Source organism: Pseudalgibacter alginicilyticus, assembly GCF_001310225.1.
Lineage (GTDB): Bacteria > Bacteroidota > Bacteroidia > Flavobacteriales > Flavobacteriaceae > Pseudalgibacter > Pseudalgibacter alginicilyticus.
In genome coordinates, this window is sequence record NZ_CP012898.1 from 813,987 (window position 1) to 830,372 (window position 16,386).

Annotated in this window: 15 protein-coding genes and 1 other RNA gene; 5 read left to right on the forward strand and 11 right to left on the reverse strand. The window is 32.0% G+C overall.

All coding sequences use genetic code 11. The features are described 5' to 3' along the window. Window positions 1-7: 7 nt before the first annotated feature. The 4 genes from rny to APS56_RS03330 all read right to left on the reverse strand — a co-directional run bounded on the left by rny (window position 8) and on the right by APS56_RS03330 (window position 2,396). Window positions 8-1,582, reverse strand: coding sequence for a ribonuclease Y (gene rny / locus APS56_RS03320; RefSeq protein WP_054724753.1), 1,575 nt, complete (start codon window positions 1,580-1,582; stop codon window positions 8-10). Window positions 1,583-1,639: 57 nt separating this feature from the next. Then, window positions 1,640-1,746, reverse strand: a non-coding RNA gene (ssrS, locus tag APS56_RS16710) — 6S RNA. A gap of 50 nt (window positions 1,747-1,796) precedes the next feature. Beyond that, window positions 1,797-2,090 carry a cell division protein ZapA gene (locus tag APS56_RS03325; RefSeq protein ID WP_054724755.1) on the reverse strand — a complete coding sequence of 98 codons (294 nt, stop codon included), beginning with the start codon at window positions 2,088-2,090 and terminating at the stop codon, window positions 1,797-1,799. Between the two features lie 15 nt (window positions 2,091-2,105). Continuing rightward, window positions 2,106-2,396, reverse strand: a complete 291-nt coding sequence (locus APS56_RS03330; RefSeq protein WP_054724757.1) for a hypothetical protein — start codon at window positions 2,394-2,396, stop codon at window positions 2,106-2,108. A gap of 108 nt (window positions 2,397-2,504) precedes the next feature. Here APS56_RS03330 and APS56_RS03335 point away from each other — a divergent pair, with 108 nt between their 5' ends. Next, window positions 2,505-4,262: a M23 family metallopeptidase gene (locus tag APS56_RS03335; RefSeq protein WP_349267775.1), complete on the forward strand. Its 1,758-nt coding sequence runs from the start codon at window positions 2,505-2,507 to the stop codon at window positions 4,260-4,262. Between the two features lie 14 nt (window positions 4,263-4,276). Next, window positions 4,277-6,739 (forward strand): TonB-dependent receptor, encoded by a 2,463-nt coding sequence (locus APS56_RS03340; protein WP_054724759.1) that lies wholly within the window; start codon window positions 4,277-4,279, stop codon window positions 6,737-6,739. On the opposite strand, the gene APS56_RS03345 is transcribed toward APS56_RS03340, so the two are convergent. Next, the gene (locus tag APS56_RS03345; RefSeq protein WP_054724762.1) at window positions 6,736-7,875 is read right to left on the reverse strand and encodes a cysteine desulfurase family protein; all 1,140 of its coding nucleotides are present in this window, start codon (window positions 7,873-7,875) and stop codon (window positions 6,736-6,738) included. The two genes, APS56_RS03340 and APS56_RS03345, sit on opposite strands and share 4 nt — an antisense overlap. Window positions 7,876-8,043: 168 nt before the next feature. Between APS56_RS03345 and APS56_RS03350 the strand changes: the two genes are divergently transcribed. Then, on the forward strand, window positions 8,044-8,943 hold the full coding sequence (locus APS56_RS03350; protein WP_054724764.1) for a hypothetical protein: 900 nt from the start codon (window positions 8,044-8,046) through the stop codon (window positions 8,941-8,943). On the opposite strand, the gene APS56_RS03355 is transcribed toward APS56_RS03350, so the two are convergent. The 3 genes from APS56_RS03355 to APS56_RS03365 form a co-directional block, all read right to left on the reverse strand. Then, on the reverse strand, window positions 8,936-9,505 hold the full coding sequence (locus APS56_RS03355) for a DUF8465 domain-containing protein (protein ID WP_054724766.1): 570 nt from the start codon (window positions 9,503-9,505) through the stop codon (window positions 8,936-8,938). The genes APS56_RS03350 and APS56_RS03355 overlap by 8 nt on opposite strands. Continuing rightward, window positions 9,502-9,699 carry a hypothetical protein gene (locus tag APS56_RS03360; protein ID WP_236778456.1) on the reverse strand — a complete coding sequence of 66 codons (198 nt, stop codon included), beginning with the start codon at window positions 9,697-9,699 and terminating at the stop codon, window positions 9,502-9,504. Before APS56_RS03360 ends, APS56_RS03355 begins: the two co-directional genes overlap by 4 nt. A 193-nt stretch (window positions 9,700-9,892) precedes the next feature. Beyond that, window positions 9,893-10,978, reverse strand: a complete 1,086-nt coding sequence (locus APS56_RS03365) for a T9SS type A sorting domain-containing protein (RefSeq protein WP_082379237.1) — start codon at window positions 10,976-10,978, stop codon at window positions 9,893-9,895. A gap of 278 nt (window positions 10,979-11,256) precedes the next feature. On the opposite strand from APS56_RS03365, the gene APS56_RS03370 reads away from it, so the two are divergent. After that, window positions 11,257-11,541: a DUF2752 domain-containing protein gene (locus tag APS56_RS03370; RefSeq protein ID WP_054724768.1), complete on the forward strand. Its 285-nt coding sequence runs from the start codon at window positions 11,257-11,259 to the stop codon at window positions 11,539-11,541. 4 nt (window positions 11,542-11,545) lie between these two features. Further along, complete coding sequence (locus tag APS56_RS03375) at window positions 11,546-11,884, forward strand: CCC motif membrane protein (RefSeq protein WP_054724770.1); 339 nt, start codon at window positions 11,546-11,548, stop codon at window positions 11,882-11,884. Between the two features lie 334 nt (window positions 11,885-12,218). Here the strand turns inward: APS56_RS03375 and acs are convergent, their stop codons facing one another. The 3 genes from acs to APS56_RS03390 form a co-directional block, all read right to left on the reverse strand. Beyond that, complete coding sequence (acs, locus tag APS56_RS03380) at window positions 12,219-14,126, reverse strand: acetate--CoA ligase (protein WP_054724772.1); 1,908 nt, start codon at window positions 14,124-14,126, stop codon at window positions 12,219-12,221. Window positions 14,127-14,386: 260 nt separating this feature from the next. Further along, on the reverse strand, window positions 14,387-16,117 hold the full coding sequence (locus tag APS56_RS03385; protein WP_432416445.1) for a sodium:solute symporter family protein: 1,731 nt from the start codon (window positions 16,115-16,117) through the stop codon (window positions 14,387-14,389). Continuing rightward, window positions 16,101-16,355 carry a DUF4212 domain-containing protein gene (locus APS56_RS03390; RefSeq protein WP_054724774.1) on the reverse strand — a complete coding sequence of 85 codons (255 nt, stop codon included), beginning with the start codon at window positions 16,353-16,355 and terminating at the stop codon, window positions 16,101-16,103. The genes APS56_RS03385 and APS56_RS03390 overlap by 17 nt, the downstream gene beginning before the upstream one ends. Between the last annotated feature and the right edge of the window lie 31 nt (window positions 16,356-16,386).

Below are 16,386 nucleotides of genomic sequence, written 5' to 3' on the forward strand. Positions count from 1 at the left end.
GAAGGAATTACTTCGCTATATTTACAGCTCTTGTTTCTCTAATAACCGTTACTTTAACTTGCCCTGGATAAGTCATATCCGTTTGCACCTTTTGAGAAATATTAAACGACAAATCAGCAGCTTTCTGATCATCAACCTTTTCACTTTCAACAATAACTCTTAATTCTCTACCTGCTTGAATAGCGTATGCTTTTTTAACACCTTGAAATCCAAAAGCAATATCTTCCAAATCTTTTAAACGCTGTATATAACTATCCAATACTTGACGTCTAGCCCCAGGACGAGCTCCAGAAATAGCATCACAAACTTGTATAATTGGAGATATTAATGATTTCATTTCTATCTCATCGTGATGCGCACCAATAGCGTTACATACTTCGTCTTTTTCACCAAATTTTTCAGCCCACTGCATTCCTAAAATAGCATGTGGTGTTTCCATATCTGCTTCCGCATCAGGCACTTTTCCTATATCGTGTAACAACCCAGCTCGTTTAGCCAATTTCGGATTCAATCCTAACTCTGCAGCCATAACACCACAAAGCTTAGCAACTTCTCGAGAGTGTTGTAATAAGTTTTGACCATAAGAAGAACGGTATTTCATTCTACCAACCATTTTAATAAGCTCTGGATGTAAATTATGAATCCCTAAATCAATAACAGTTCTTTTACCAACCTCTATAATTTCTTGGTCAATTTGTTTTTTTGTTTTTTGAACAATTTCTTCAATTCTTGCTGGATGAATTCTACCATCTGTAACTAACTTATGTAATGACAAACGTGCTATTTCACGGCGAACAGAATCAAAACAAGATAAAATAATAGCTTCTGGCGTATCATCAACTATAATTTCTACACCTGTAGCTGCTTCAATAGCTCGAATGTTTCTTCCCTCACGTCCAATAATACGTCCTTTGACATCATCCGACTCAATATTAAATACAGACACACAATTATCAACTGCTTCTTCTGTTCCAATACGCTGAATGGTATTGATAATAATTTTTTTAGCTTCCTGTTGGGCGGTTAATTTTGCTTCTTCAACAGCACTTTGCACATAAGCCATGGCATCATTTTTAGCTTGTCCTTTTAAAGATTCCACGAGCTGTGCTTTAGCATCTTCCGCAGACAAACTAGAAATAACTTCTAACTGTTCTACTTGACTTTTATGCAATCTATCTAATTCTATTTGTTTCTTATCAATAATTTCAAGCCTATGGTCATAATCTTTTATTTTAGAATCAATAGACTCATTAAGTTTTTTTGTTTTGGCAATCTCACTTGAAACCTGTGATTCTTTATCACGAGTACGTTTTTCTGCCTCAGCCATTTTTTTGTCGCGAGCTAAAATAACTTTTTCATGCTCAGATTTTAATTCAATAAACTTTTCTTTTGCCTGAAGTATTTTATCTTTTTTAATTGATTCTCCTTCTATATTAGCCTCTTTGAGTATTGAGGCTGCACTTTTTTTAGCATCTTTTATAAGCTTTGAAGCATTATTTTTCTCCATAGCCTTAGCAATAACATATCCTATTATAACACCTAATAGTAAGCCTCCTGTAATTAATATAATTGAGTTATCCATTTATTTTTGTTGGTTTATATATATAAAAAAAGCCTACACCAGTATAAAGTTTTGTATAAACTCCTTAAAAATAAGTTTAGGGCTAACAAGCTGATCAAGGATCTGCTCAAGGCAGCTTGCTTTTACAACTTAAACTCACCCTTTTTAAAGAATTAACGTTGAGTTTATCAAAAAAAATAACCAATGTAGGCAGTAACTTTTATTTTAATGAACGTTAAGAGGTTAAATGAGCTTGTAATAATTGATTTAAAGCATTTAGCTTTTCTTCTACATGCTCGTTTACATACTCTTTATCTATTGTTTTCTGTTCTACTTGAGAGGCAAATTGCAAAGCACACATGGCCAAAACATCTTGCTTATCTCTAACAGAATAGCTTTGCTCAAATTGTTTTATCATGGCATCAATGTTTTTGGCCGCTTTTCGTAAACCTTCTTCTTGCGAAGGGTCTATAGTTAAAGGATATACCCTATTTGCTATAGATAGTTTTATTTTAAGCTTTTCCGACATTGAATATATGTTACATTAATCTGAAAGTTGTGCAATACAATGGTCAATCTCCCTAATTAACGCGTTTATTTTAAGCTTAGTTTCTCTTTTATTATCGTCACTACCAAGCATGGTATTTGCAAATTTAAGCGCTTCATATTTATCTTTCCAAGTTGAAATTTCCAACTTTTGATCTTGAAGTTCTTTTTGCGAATCCTCTAATTGAGTTTTCAATTTTAAATTAGCTTGCTTTAAAAGCTCCTGCTTATGCAAAATTTTGCTAATTTTATTTTCTAAAGAATCTACAATATCTTCAATATTACTCATTTACAAATATCAATACCTATTACACAAAGTTAACATTCCTTTGTATAAAATACAATTGTTTTTTACATAAAATTTAAAATAACCTATTACCTCCTTAATATCACCACAATGGCTCAATTATTGTCTATTTTTTTTGCAATTTTACATCTTATTAATACATTAGCAAGAACGACTTTTTTTATGCGATTAATCCTAATTTTCATTACTATCTTCTCTTCTTATTCTTATGCTCAAAATAATTATCCTCAAGATTATTTTGGAAATCCATTGGAAATACCACTTCTACTTTCTGGTACTTTTGCAGAGCTAAGATCTAATCATTTTCATGCTGGAATGGATATTAAAACACAACAACGTATTGGCTTAAATGTTATATCAATTGCTGATGGTTTTGTTAGCAGAATTAAAGTTTCTCATTACGGGTATGGCAAAGCTATTTATATTACACATCCCAATGGATATACAAGTGTTTATGGACATTTACAAAAATTTTCACCTGATATTGAAGCCTATGTAAAAAAACATCAATACGAAAACGAATCCTTTGAAATAGAATTATTTCCAAAAGCAAGCGAATTAATGGTTAGTAAAGGCGAACTTGTAGCATACAGTGGTAACACTGGAGGTTCAGGAGGCCCTCATTTGCATTTTGAAATTAGAGACAAAAATGAACACCCAATAAATCCCATGCTTTTTGGATTGGATATAAAAGATACTACCATGCCTTCCGTTACTTCTATTTATGCATACCCTATTGGTGAGAATGCTTCTGTAAACAAATCTACTGAAAAACAAAAACTGCGTTTAACACCACTAAAAAATGGCGATTATGTTGCCGAAAATATTGAAGCATATGGTAAAATTGGTTTTGGAGTTTCGGTAACGGACAGGCAAGATTTGTCTCATAATAAAAATGGTGTTTATAATATACAGACCTTTATTAATGGAAGACAAAATTTTGAAATTGATTTTTCTACATTTTCATTTGATGAATCTAGACATATTAATCAATTAATAGATTATGAACATTTTCAAACAAAAAAACAACGTGTACAACTTTTATTTAACAACAATAATCCTCTCAGTTTATACAAAAACATGATTGATAATGGTGTTATTACTATGAAAGATAGCACCTACGCTGTTTATAAAATAAAGGTTAACGATTTTAAAAACAACCCAGCTTGGATCACTATTTCAATAAAGGGCAAAAAAAGTGACGGTATTAAATTAAAAAAAGACAATACAACAGCTCTTTACTTGTATGCGAATGAAAGCAAACAATTAAAAGATGGTAATATAACTGTGGATTTTTTTAGGGATACCTTTTATAATAATTTATACTTAGATTATAATGTAAGTGGCGATACACTAACCATTCACAAAGACATAGTACCTCTTAAAAAGGATTTTAAAATTACTTTTGATATTAGCAAATTTTCTGATGCTGATAAAGATAAATTATATATAGCAAGATTAATCGGTTACAAAAACTACCCAGGCTATAATTTTACCGAACGAACCGAAAACACATTAAGTACGAGAACAAAAACCTTAGGTACCTATACTTTGGCTTTTGATACTACCAAACCAACCATAACCCCTATTAATTTTAAAAATGAACAATGGTTGAGCAATTACAGGTACTTAAAAATTAAAATTGATGACGACCGATCTGGTATTTCTAATTATAGAGCTACCATAAATGGAAAATGGGTTTTAATGGAGTACGATTATAAAACCAATACTCTTACACACGACTTTAATGATGGCTGTGTAACCGAAACAAAAAACATTTTAAAAGTTATTGTTACCGATAATGTTGGAAATAATTCTACTTTTGAATCGTTATTTTACAGAAAATAAATATTTACACGCTTTTGACAACAAAATATTCTATTCTAACTGCCACTTTTTTGCTATTTGTTTGTTCCGTTTTTTCACAAACAGCTACTGTAAAAGGGGTCATTCTCGACGAGAACAACACGCCAATACACAACGTTAATATTAAGGCTAGTAATGATGGAACAAAAACCAATGAAAATGGGTTTTACCTCTTAAAAATTCCCATAAATAAAAACATAAACATTGAATTCTCTCACATTACTTATAAAAAAGTTACAACTACTTTTAACCTAGAAAATGGTGAAGAAGTTGAGTTTAATCCAGTAATGAATTCGACTATTGAGCAAATTAGTACCGTAATTATTAATACCAACAGAAGAAAAGATATTGAAGGTATCGTAACCTTAGATCCTGAAGCCATTCGGAAAATACCAGGCGCCAATGCAGGTGTTGAAAACCTGTTATTATCGCTTCCTGGTGTTAGCAACAACAATGAACTAAGTACCCAATATGCTGTTCGTGGCGGTAATTATGATGAAAATTTAGTGTATGTTAATGGCATAGAAGTATATCGTCCTTTTTTAATCCGTTCTGGCCAACAAGAAGGTCTTAGTTTTGTTAATACAAATTTGGTTCAAAATGTAGATTTTTCAGCTGGTGGATTTCAAGCTAAGTATGGTGATAAATTATCTTCTGTATTAGACATCACCTACAAAACACCTTTTCAATTTGAAATCAATACCGATTTAAGTTTATTAGGCGGGAGCCTCTCGTATGAGAATATCAGCAAAAATTCCAAATTTACAAGCATCATTGGACTAAGATATAGAGATAATGGATTATTAGTTAACGCTAAAGAAACCGAAACTAATTATGATGCAGCATTTGGAGATATTCAAACTTTTTTAACCTACAAATTTACTGATAAATTTCACCTAAGTTTTTTAGGAAATATCTCTTTAAATAAATATAACTACGAACCACAAACGAGACAAACTAATTTTGGAACTTTAACAGATCCTGTTGCCCTTTTGGTATATTACGATGGACAAGAAAAGGACCAATATCAAACGACTTTGGGAGCTTTTAAAGGGTCTTTTTTTGCCAATGACAATCTAAACCTACATTTTATTACTACTGCTTATCATACAACTGAAGAAGAGTATTTTGACATTTTGGCACAGTACCGATTGGGTGAAGTTAATTCTAATATTGGTGATGAAAATTTGGGTGAAGTTGAATTTAGTGAGGGTATTGGTAGCCAATTAAATCATGGTAGAAATGACTTAGATGCTTTAATTACTAATATAGAACATAAAGGTGATTTTAAAATTAAGGACCATCGTATTGAATGGTCTGTCAAATATACCCATGAAGATATTCGTGATCGTTTGGTAGAATGGGAAATAATTGATTCTGCTGGGTTTGCAATTCGTCCACCCAAAACACTCCCTAATAATGAACAGCCCTACATCCCTTACACGGGACCATTAGTAGCTTTTCAAAATGTGAGATCAACTAATCATACACAAATTGACAGATTTCAAGCTTACACTCAATGGAGTAAACGTTCAAAAATTGGCACGAATGATGTTTGGTATAATGCTGGAGTTAGAATGCACCATTGGGCTGTAAATGGTGTTGGTATTGCATCTTCAAACCAAACAGTATTTAGCCCACGAGCACAATTTGCCATCAAACCCTTTTGGGAAAAAGATATGCTTTTTAGACTTGCAGGAGGACTTTATTACCAACCCCCTTTTTATAGAGAGTTAAGAGATTCTGAAGGTATAGTTCAGCCCCATGTAAAGGCTCAAAAATCCTTTCATTTAGTGGCAGGGAATGATTATAGTTTTAAAATGTGGGACAGACCTTTTAAATTAACCACTGAAGCTTATTACAAAAAACTTACGGATGTAAATCCTTATACATTAGAAAATGTTCGTATTCGCTACAGTGCAAACAACAATGCCAAAGCTTATGCTTATGGATTAGATATGCGATTAAATGGTGAGTTTGTTCCTGGAACAGAATCATGGTTTAGTTTTGGTTTTTTAAAAACTGAAGAAAATATAGCTAACCAAGGCTATATTGCCAGACCCACTGATCAACGATTAAAATTCGCCGCCCTTTTCCAAGACTATGTACCAAATATACCAAACATGAAAATGTATTTGAATTTGGTTTATAACACAGGCCTCCCAGGAGGCTCACCTAGCTACGCAGATCCATACCAGTACCAAAACAGACTACCCGATTACAAACGTGCAGATATAGGTTTTCAATTTGTAATCGTTGATGAAAACAAACAATTTAATAGTGGTTGGAAAAAAGCCTTTAAAGGCTTATCGTTTGGAGTTGAAATTTTTAATATGTTTGATGCCCAAAACTCCATTACAAATACTTGGGTAAGGGATGTTTATACAAAACGTCAATACGCTATACCAAATTATTTAACACCACGGGTTTTTAATATTAGGACTACCATGAAATTTTAAACTAAGGATTTTAAAACATTCACCACATAATCTACTTCTTTTTTAGTATTATATATACTGAAAGAAAAACGAATTGATGGTTTCTGTAAATCTACATCATTTAGAATTTCAGTCAAAACATGTGAGGTTTGTGTACTTCCGCTTTGGCAAGCACTGCCCTTTGAGCAAGCTATATTCTTTAAATCCAATTGAAACAATAACATTGCAGATTTATCTGGAGCAACTGGCAAAGCAATATTTACTAAGGTATAAGTAGTGGCATCCTCATTATCTGAGAGTCCATTGAAAACAATTGCTGGAATTTCTGTTTTAATTCTCTTTATAAAATAGCTTTTTAATTCTTTTATAAAGTCAGTCTCTTCCTTTAATTGTTTATAAGAACAATCTAAAGCTTTCTCTAACCCCACAATATTATGAATACTTTCCGTTCCTGCTCGAAGTCCGCGCTCCTGCTCTCCACCAAAAATCAATGGCTTTACGCCTGAACCTTTTCGTATAAAAGCAAAACCAACTCCCTTTGGTCCATGGAATTTATGTGCGCTTGCAGATAGAAAATCCAAAGGTATTTCGGCTAAATTCAATGAATAGTGCCCAACAGATTGCACTGTATCACTATGAAACAAAGCTTCATATTCCTTGCATAAAATAGCAACTCGTCTTAAATCTAATAGAGTCCCTATTTCGTTGTTTACATGCATTAAACTAACCAATGTTTTTTTATCGGTTTGCAATAAACTTTCTAAATGCGAATAATCTATTTGCCCATTTCTATCTAAATTAAGATAACTCACAGAAACACCATACTCCTTTTCCAACTGCTCTACCGTGTGCAGAACAGCATGATGCTCTATTTTAGTTGTTACAATGTGAGTGATTTTCAAATCCCTAACAGCACTTCGCAATACCAAATTATTAGATTCTGTGCCTCCAGAAGTAAACACAATTTCTGAAGCAGACACATTAAAATGCTTCGCTATTCGTTTTCTAGAATATTCTATTAATGATTTAGATGATCTACCAAAACTGTGTGTTGATGAAGCATTCCCATAATTCATTTTCATGGTATTTGTTATCACATCAATAACTTCATCACGGATTTTAGTAGTGGCTGCATTATCAAAATAAACTGGAAACATATAATATAATATTTAAACATGACGTTGCTTAAAAGGTTTCAAACAACCAAGTCTTATTACAACATTTAAGTAATAATTTCAATCCACAAAAATACTTGAAATAAAATTATTATTAATATGATACGTTATAAATAACAATTCCTTTATTTTTGTCAAAAACCCAAATACATGCGTCAGTTATTCTATATTATAATTAGTTTGAGTTTAGTAACCGTTTTGTCCTGTGATGATGGAGACATAATTACTGTTGAATTTGATTTTGATGACTCTTTTAGCTCATGCGGTGATTTAGTTTTATATAAAACAAAATCAGAACCAGCTGAATCTATGTCAATTAACTTTACCGATTTAACCCTTGCTGAATTATTATTGGTAGAAGAAAATGATACACTTATAACTACTACCACTTCAAACACCTATAATTATAGAACATACAACAATACCACTTTACCTACTTCAGGAGTGTTTTGCACTGAAATTCCTTCTTCTGAAGTAAACATTATAGAAGATTATGAAAGTGCCGGCAGTGAAGCCACTATTATCACGGTTTTAACTGAAGACGATAACGATGGTATTGCTTCAGCATTAGAAGATATTAATGGAAACGGTGATTTAACAGATGACGATACAGATGGTGATGGCATTCCTAATTACTTAGATATTGATGATGATGGCGACAATATACTAACTAAGGATGAAAACCCAGACCCAAACGGTGATGGAGATTTATCAGATGCTCAAGATACAGATGCTGATGGTATTCCTGATTATTTGGATGCTGATGATGATAATGATGGTGTTTTAACACGTGATGAAGAAAACGATACACAAAATCAAAATCCAAAAGATGATATTACCAATAGTGATGTTGGTGCAGATTATTTAAACCCAGATATAGCAACAACTATTCCTGCTACTGCCTATCGCACACACACCTATAACCAGTCTTATAAAATGAATGTTTATATTGACATAAGCATTCGTATTATATCACAAGACAATTATTTTTTTGGTACTTTGGATGATTCTCAATCGAATACAGTAACAATTACACCTGAATTTAATTAGGAGCAACATTTTGATAAATATAAACCTCAGTAGCACCTAGTCCATATTTTTGATAATTAGCATCATAAAACTTTACATTGTTGTATCTTCCAAATAGGTAATCTAATTCTACTTTTAAAACTCCTTCACCCACCCCGTGAATAAATACTATTTTTTGTATGCGTTTACTGATGGCAAAATCTAACTGCCGTCTAGCTGTATCCAGTTGTAAAGTAAGCATGTCATGGTTTGACATACCTCGTGACGACTTTACCAACTGATGAATGTGTAAGTCAACTTCCATGGTTGGCTCATACCGATCTTTGGCCCTTGTTTTAATCTGTTTTCTTTTTACAGCCTGTTCTTTTTCCGAAATAATTGATTGAATATTCGTATCTAAAAAAACTTCCTTTTGTAAATCATCTTGTGTTTTATGCTTTACTAAATCTTTAGCTTGAAATTGAAGATTAAAACCATCTGCTGTTTCAATAGTAATTTCATCTACTTTTATTTGAGTAACTATTCCTGATAAATCTTCATCTAAAACCAAAACAACATCACCAATATTAAAGTCTATTTTCATTCTTTTTTATCATCTATATGTTCATCTTCCTGATGTCTGCTTGGAATATTTTTAGAAATCCTATAAATTCCAATCATTAAAATCATTATCCCTCCAATTAATATATATTGATTTTGATTTACAGTATTTTTGGCATATAAAGCAATAATAGCACCAATAGCAATCAAAATATAGTTTATACTTTTCTTTAACATGATTATCTTTTCTAAAGCACAAATCTACAAAATGATATAAACTATAAGTTATGCTCATATTCATTTTATGATGAATTTGTTTATTTGAATAAATTCAACTCATAAAAATGTGTCAAACTGATATTGAAAATCAAATACGCCATTTATATCTTCTTACAAAATTGATAAAACAAAAAAACAAGTATAAAAAATACTATTGAATTATTATTTTTTTAGTAAACTTCAATCCATTTATTGTTTTGATAGTCATCAAATACATACCCGAACTCCATGTGGAAACATCTATACTCTCATTAACAACTTTAGGCAAATACAAACGTTCACCCAACATCGAAAAAACTATCACGTTCGCAATTGGTTGAAAAGCCTTAATAATAATAATATTTTTGGCTGGATTTGGGTACAATAAAACATTTTCAGTTGTTTCATTATTTATGCCCAAAGTTACCCCTTCAATTATTGAAAAATCAGCAAAAAGCACTGCTTCATCTCTTAAAATAGCTGGTGAATGATTATTCTTTCTATAAATGCCCCACTTTGGTCGTATAAAATTTGCATTTGTTTTCCATGTGCGAATTGCACTATTTGAATACTCCATTAAAGTCAATTTATCGCTAAGTCTTTTTATAACAATAGTATATGCACCTGAAGTTCCATCTCCGTACAATACAGTTTCGGTAACTTCAACCCATTCCCCTAAAAAAGGACTTATATCTGTGTTTAGTAGTGAGGAAGCACTCGAAAAAGGTGCATGTATCAATTCTATTCTATGTGGTGTGGAGCCCCAAGACGTTTTATATCTTGTGGTAAGAGTCATTAATGGTTGTGCTTCTTCGGCTGCATCTGCTCCAACCGATTTTAATTGATGAATATGAGTAAAATCTCCAGATGACAAAAAATTGGTATCTAATTTAAATTTCCATTTATATTCAACAGTTTCTCCAATGACACCTTTCAAGTTTGCTGGAGATTGGTCGTAAGTTTTTATTTCATTCCGTTGTCTATCAGCATTCACACATTTATTATTATCAGGTGATAAATGAATAAAAAATCTAAAGACATTATCATTTAAGGTGGTATCAAATATTTCATCAATATGTCTTCCAAAATCCAAATGACTACAATCTGGTGATTCAATTGCATTATAACCTGGGGCTAAAACAGCATTTATTTCTTCATAAGTTGTTCCAGGACCATCAGCTTTTAAATAAACTTGAGCAAAACTACCTGAAGACACAGATAGTAAACCGATTATATATAACACCATTTTCTTTATCATAGCAATAAATTATTACATCAAAACACTTAGTTTTTTATTTAATAATCAAACACTTAATATAAACATTTTATTAAACAATAACAATATATTTTATTTTTCAAACCATAATTTTACATTACACTAATTTTAAATTTTTCAGAAAAATTAAAAAGCAAAAACAACAAACAGATGACTTCTAATTATTAATTATAGTAATTACTAATTTCTGATAACTAATATGGTATGAAATCTATAATGTGTTTTGTATTTTAGCTTTGAATATCTTATTTTTTAAGACAATGGAAGAATACATGCTCCCCTGTATAAATAAAAAAATTTTTGGAATGGACTGTATGGGGTGTGGCATACAGCGAGCTATTTCATTAATTTTCCAAGGAAATTTTGCCGAAGCTCTTCATATGTATCCTGCCATATATACACTTGCTATTTTATTAGGACTTGTAACTATTAATACTTTTAAAAATTATAAGTTAATTAACAAACTAATTATTCCTTTAGGCATCATAAACCTTATTTTAATTGTCGGGAATTTTATATTCAAAACATTTTTAAACAATCATTAAATTCATGGAAACACAAAAATTACAAAACTCAACTCTTATTTTAGTTTTTGGTATCTTTTCTATACTTACTTGTTGCTGCTATGGTGTATTAGGGTTAATTTTAGGTATAACAACATTGATACTTGCTAAAAAAGCAACTGCCATTTATAATCAAAATCCAGATCTTTATTCTGGAATTCAAAATGTTAAAACGGGAAAAATATTGGCCATTCTCGGTATCATTTTAAGCATATTATACATCTTATTTATAGTTTGGACTGTTACATATTTTGGTTGGGAAACCTTACAAAATGAAGAACTAATGCAGGAACGTCTAAGAGAATTAATGGAGCAATATCAATAAATTAGAGATTTGAACGTAATAAAAAATGTTTTTTTAAACACTAATGGTATTGTTACTTGGCTTCGAGTTTCTACTACTTACTTTTTGATTTTATTTACACAAATCTCTTAACAAGGTTCATTATGTCTACATATTGAAAGGATATATAAAAATAATAAATCCAAAGTTTTTTGCTCTACTGATTATATGAGGTCAACCTGTCAACGTTCTCTTTATCAAATTTTAGTAAACAAACTTAAAATAAGAACCTAAAATAAAGAAACAATCCAAAATTTAAAATTAATTAAATCTTGGATTGTTTTTAACTAATGAATACAAAATTTTGGAAATGCCTCTATAAGGTATTATCTATTATATCTTGAACCACTTCTGGGTTTAGTAATGTACTTGTATCGCCTAAATTACTAGTATCCTTACATGCTATTTTTCGTAAAATACGACGCATTATTTTTCCTGATCTGGTTTTTGGTAAACCAATAGTAAACTGAATTTTATCCAATTTAGCAATAGGTCCTATATGCTCAGTTATAATCTGATTAATTTCTATTCGTAAATTATCATGATTTCTGCTTTCTCCTGTATCTTTTAAAATAACATAACCATATAGTGCATTTCCTTTTACATCATGAGGAAAACCTACAATTGCAGATTCTGCAACTGCTGGGTGTTCATTAACAGCATCTTCAATAGGTGCTGTTCCTAAATTGTGACCCGAAACAATAATAACATCATCTACCCTACCGGTAATACGATAATAGCCTACTTCATCTCGTAAAGCACCATCACCTGTAAAATATTTGTTTTCATATGCTGAAAAATAGGTATCTTTATAACGTTGGTGATTCCCCCAAATAGTTCGCGCCATACTCGGCCAGGGAAACTTAATACATAAACGTCCTTCCACTTGATTCCCTTTTAACTCTACTGCATCTTCATTCATTAAAGCTGGCTGAATTCCTATAAATGGGAGGGTTGCATACGTAGGTTTTGTAGGTGTAACAAACGGGATAGGACTAATCATAATACCTCCTGTTTCGGTTTGCCACCACGTATCAACAATTGGACTTTTTCTCTTTCCTATATTGTCATTATACCAATGCCAAGCTTCTTCATTAATTGGCTCTCCTACAGACCCTAAAACTTTTAAAGATGTTAAGTCAAATTTTTCAACTAATTCAGAACCTTGTTTTGCCAACGCACGAATGGCTGTAGGTGCGGTGTAAAATTGATTGACTTTATGCTTTTGAATGATATCCCAAAAGCGTCCAAAATCTGGATAATGTGGAACACCTTCAAACATCAAAGTGGTAGCTCCATTTGCTAATGGTCCATATAAAATATAACTATGCCCTGTAATCCAACCAATATCTGCCGTACACCAATACACATCATTTTCGGTATATTGAAAAATATTTTTAAACGTATACGCTGAATAAACCATATATCCAGCAGTAGAATGCACCATGCCTTTAGGCATACCTGTTGAACCTGAAGTATATAATATAAATAACGGATCTTCTGCATTCATAATCTCTGGCTCACATTTTTTTTCAGCAGCATCCAAAAGTGGTTGTAACCATTTATCTCGTCCTGCTTTCATACTAATGTCTGAATTAATTCGTTTAGCTACTAAAACGGTTTTAATTCCATCACAACTTTCTAAGGCTTCATCTACAATGCCTTTTAAATCAATGGTTTTTGATCCCCGGTATGAGCCATCACTCGTTATAACCATTTTACAATCGGAATCATTAATTCTAGTTGATAATGCCGTAGCAGAAAATCCTGCAAATACTACAGAATGTATGGCTCCAATTCTAGCACATGCTAAAAGAGAAATAGCTAATTCTGGTATCATGGGAAGATAAACACAAACTCTATCACCCTTTTTAATACCTTGACTTTTTAATACGTTGGCAAACTGACATACTCGTTCATGTAATTGCAAATAACTAATATGTTGAGCTTCTTCATCAGGGCTGTTTGGTTCAAATAAAATGGCCGTTTTATCCCCTCGAGTTCTTAAATGCCTATCAACACAATTTTCAGTAATGTTTAATTTTGCGCCTTCATACCATTTAACTTCTGGTTTAGAAAAATCCCAACTTAAAACATTATCCCATTTTTTCCGCCACATAAAATGTTCTTCGGCTACTTCTTCCCAAAAATTTTCTGGCTCTCTTACTGATTTTCTATAAACTTGATAATATTCTTCTAAATGTTTGATATGATAATTACTCATGTTTTATTCTTAAGGTAGTTTAACTTTAGATTGATTTTCCGAAAATAATAAAATAATCATGCTTTTACTATTACTATTGCAATCTTAACTTGAATTTATTATTAAATGCTTTTATTTTGTTATTTTTTTTTATGACTTACGTAAGCTACAAGCTTATACTCGTTTTAAAATCAAACAACCCACTTAGTTCTTTTGACTTAGGAGGAAGCTAAATAGAAAAAGCATCCTCATGCTTTAGAGCATGAGGCATACTATATAGGTTAATGAGTAGCCTTTCCTGCGCCACTTGGGATTCTAATATTCTCAACAATTTCTTGAACATCTTCAGGAGGCACTGGCGTAAATTTCATAACAATAACAGATACTAAAAAATTTAAAATCATGGCTACAGAGCCAAAACCTTCTGGTGAAATTCCAAACCACCATTCACTTTCATTTGGCAAAGTATCATCAAACCAGCCGAGTCTATATTTAACCATGTACAACAACATAGCGGTAATACCAACAACCATACCAGCAATAGCCCCCTCTTTATTCATCCGTTTATAAAAAATGCCTAAAATAATAGCAGGAAAAAAGGAAGCTGCAGCAAGACCAAATGCCAATGCCACAGTTGCAGCGACAAAGCCTGGTGGATTAATCCCAAAATAACCCGCTACTACAACTGCAATTACTGCAGATAAACGAGCTGCTATTAATTCGCCATTTTCAGAAATATCTTTTTTAACCATTTTCTTGATTAAATCATGAGAAACTGATGAAGAAATAACCAACAATAAGCCTGCAGCTGTAGATAATGCTGCTGCTAAAGCTCCTGCTGCCACCAAAGCTATTACCCAGTCGGGTAAATTTGCAATTTCTGGATTAGCCAAAACCATAATATCATTATCCACAACTAATTCATTTTTAGATATATCAGCAACATATTGAATTGTCCCGTCGTTATTTTTATCATCAAAGGTTATTAGCCCTGTGGTTTCCCATTTTTTAAACCATTCTGGCATTGTAGCATATGATTTGTTAGATACAGTTTCAATAAGATTTGTTCTTGCAAAAACTGAAACTGCAGGCGCTGTGGTGTACAAAACAGCAATTAAAAGTAGTGCTATCCCTGCTGATTTTCGAGCATCTTTCACCCGTTTTACTGTAAAAAATCGAACAATAACATGAGGTAAACCTGCCGTTCCTACCATCAATGCCAAGGTAATAGCAAAAACATCTATTAAAGATTTTGAACCTTCGGTATATTCATCAAAACCTAAATCGGTACTTAAACCATCCAACTTGTCAAGTAAATAAATCCCTGAGCCATCATTTAGAGTATCTCCAAAACCTATTTGTGGAATTGGATTTCCTGTCATTTGTATCGATATAAAAATTGCGGGCACCATAAAAGCAAAGATTAATACACAATATTGTGCAACCTGTGTATATGTAATCCCTTTCATTCCACCTAAAACGGCATAAAATAAAACGATTATCATACCAATAATTACCCCTGTATTTATATCTACTTCCAGAAACCGAGAAAATACTAAGCCTACTCCTCGCATTTGTCCTGCTACATAAGTAAAAGAAACTAAAAGTGCACAAATTACTCCAACAAAACGTGCTGTATTGGAATAATAGCGATCTCCAATAAAATCAGGAACAGTAAATTTCCCAAACTTTCTTAAATAAGGTGCTAAAAGCAATGCCAACAGTACATAACCACCAGTCCATCCCATTAAATAAACAGCTCCATCATAGCCAGCAAAGGAAATAATTCCTGCCATAGAAATAAATGATGCGGCACTCATCCAGTCTGCTGCTGTTGCCATTCCATTTGCTAAAGGAGATACACCACCTCCTGCAACATAAAACTCTTTTGTAGATCCTGCTCTAGTCCAAATAGCTATTCCAATATAAATTGAAAACGTTATACCCACTAAAATATAGGTCCAATTTTGAACACCTATACTCTCAACTAACAAACTATGCATTATAACCATACTTTTTATCAAGTTTATTCATAATGCGAACATATACAAAAATTAAAACAACAAATACATATATAGAACCTTGCTGTGCAAACCAAAATCCTAATTTAAATCCACCAAATTTAATATCATTTAGTGCATCTTTAAATAAAATTCCAGCTCCAAAGGATACTAAGAACCATATAAATAATAGAATAAATAGGTATTGAATATTTTCTTTCCAATACGCTTTTGCATTGTTGTTTTTCATGTTTTTTGGTTTAGTTTAGTTGTATTTTTAT

Coding starts and splice junctions, on each gene's coding strand:
- rny (WP_054724753.1), bottom strand. CDS start 1,582: ATGGATAACTCAATTATATTAATTACAGGAGGCTTACTATTAGGTGTT.
- APS56_RS03325 (WP_054724755.1), bottom strand. CDS start 2,090: ATGTCGGAAAAGCTTAAAATAAAACTATCTATAGCAAATAGGGTATAT.
- APS56_RS03330 (WP_054724757.1), bottom strand. CDS start 2,396: ATGAGTAATATTGAAGATATTGTAGATTCTTTAGAAAATAAAATTAGC.
- APS56_RS03335 (WP_349267775.1), top strand. CDS start 2,505: ATGGCTCAATTATTGTCTATTTTTTTTGCAATTTTACATCTTATTAAT.
- APS56_RS03345 (WP_054724762.1), bottom strand. CDS start 7,875: ATGTTTCCAGTTTATTTTGATAATGCAGCCACTACTAAAATCCGTGAT.
- APS56_RS03350 (WP_054724764.1), top strand. CDS start 8,044: ATGCGTCAGTTATTCTATATTATAATTAGTTTGAGTTTAGTAACCGTT.
- APS56_RS03355 (WP_054724766.1), bottom strand. CDS start 9,505: ATGAAAATAGACTTTAATATTGGTGATGTTGTTTTGGTTTTAGATGAA.
- APS56_RS03360 (WP_236778456.1), bottom strand. CDS start 9,699: ATGTTAAAGAAAAGTATAAACTATATTTTGATTGCTATTGGTGCTATT.
- APS56_RS03365 (WP_082379237.1), bottom strand. CDS start 10,978: ATGATAAAGAAAATGGTGTTATATATAATCGGTTTACTATCTGTGTCT.
- APS56_RS03370 (WP_054724768.1), top strand. CDS start 11,257: ATGGAAGAATACATGCTCCCCTGTATAAATAAAAAAATTTTTGGAATG.
- APS56_RS03375 (WP_054724770.1), top strand. CDS start 11,546: ATGGAAACACAAAAATTACAAAACTCAACTCTTATTTTAGTTTTTGGT.
- acs (WP_054724772.1), bottom strand. CDS start 14,126: ATGAGTAATTATCATATCAAACATTTAGAAGAATATTATCAAGTTTAT.
- APS56_RS03385 (WP_432416445.1), bottom strand. CDS start 16,117: ATGGTTATAATGCATAGTTTGTTAGTTGAGAGTATAGGTGTTCAAAAT.
- APS56_RS03390 (WP_054724774.1), bottom strand. CDS start 16,355: ATGAAAAACAACAATGCAAAAGCGTATTGGAAAGAAAATATTCAATAC.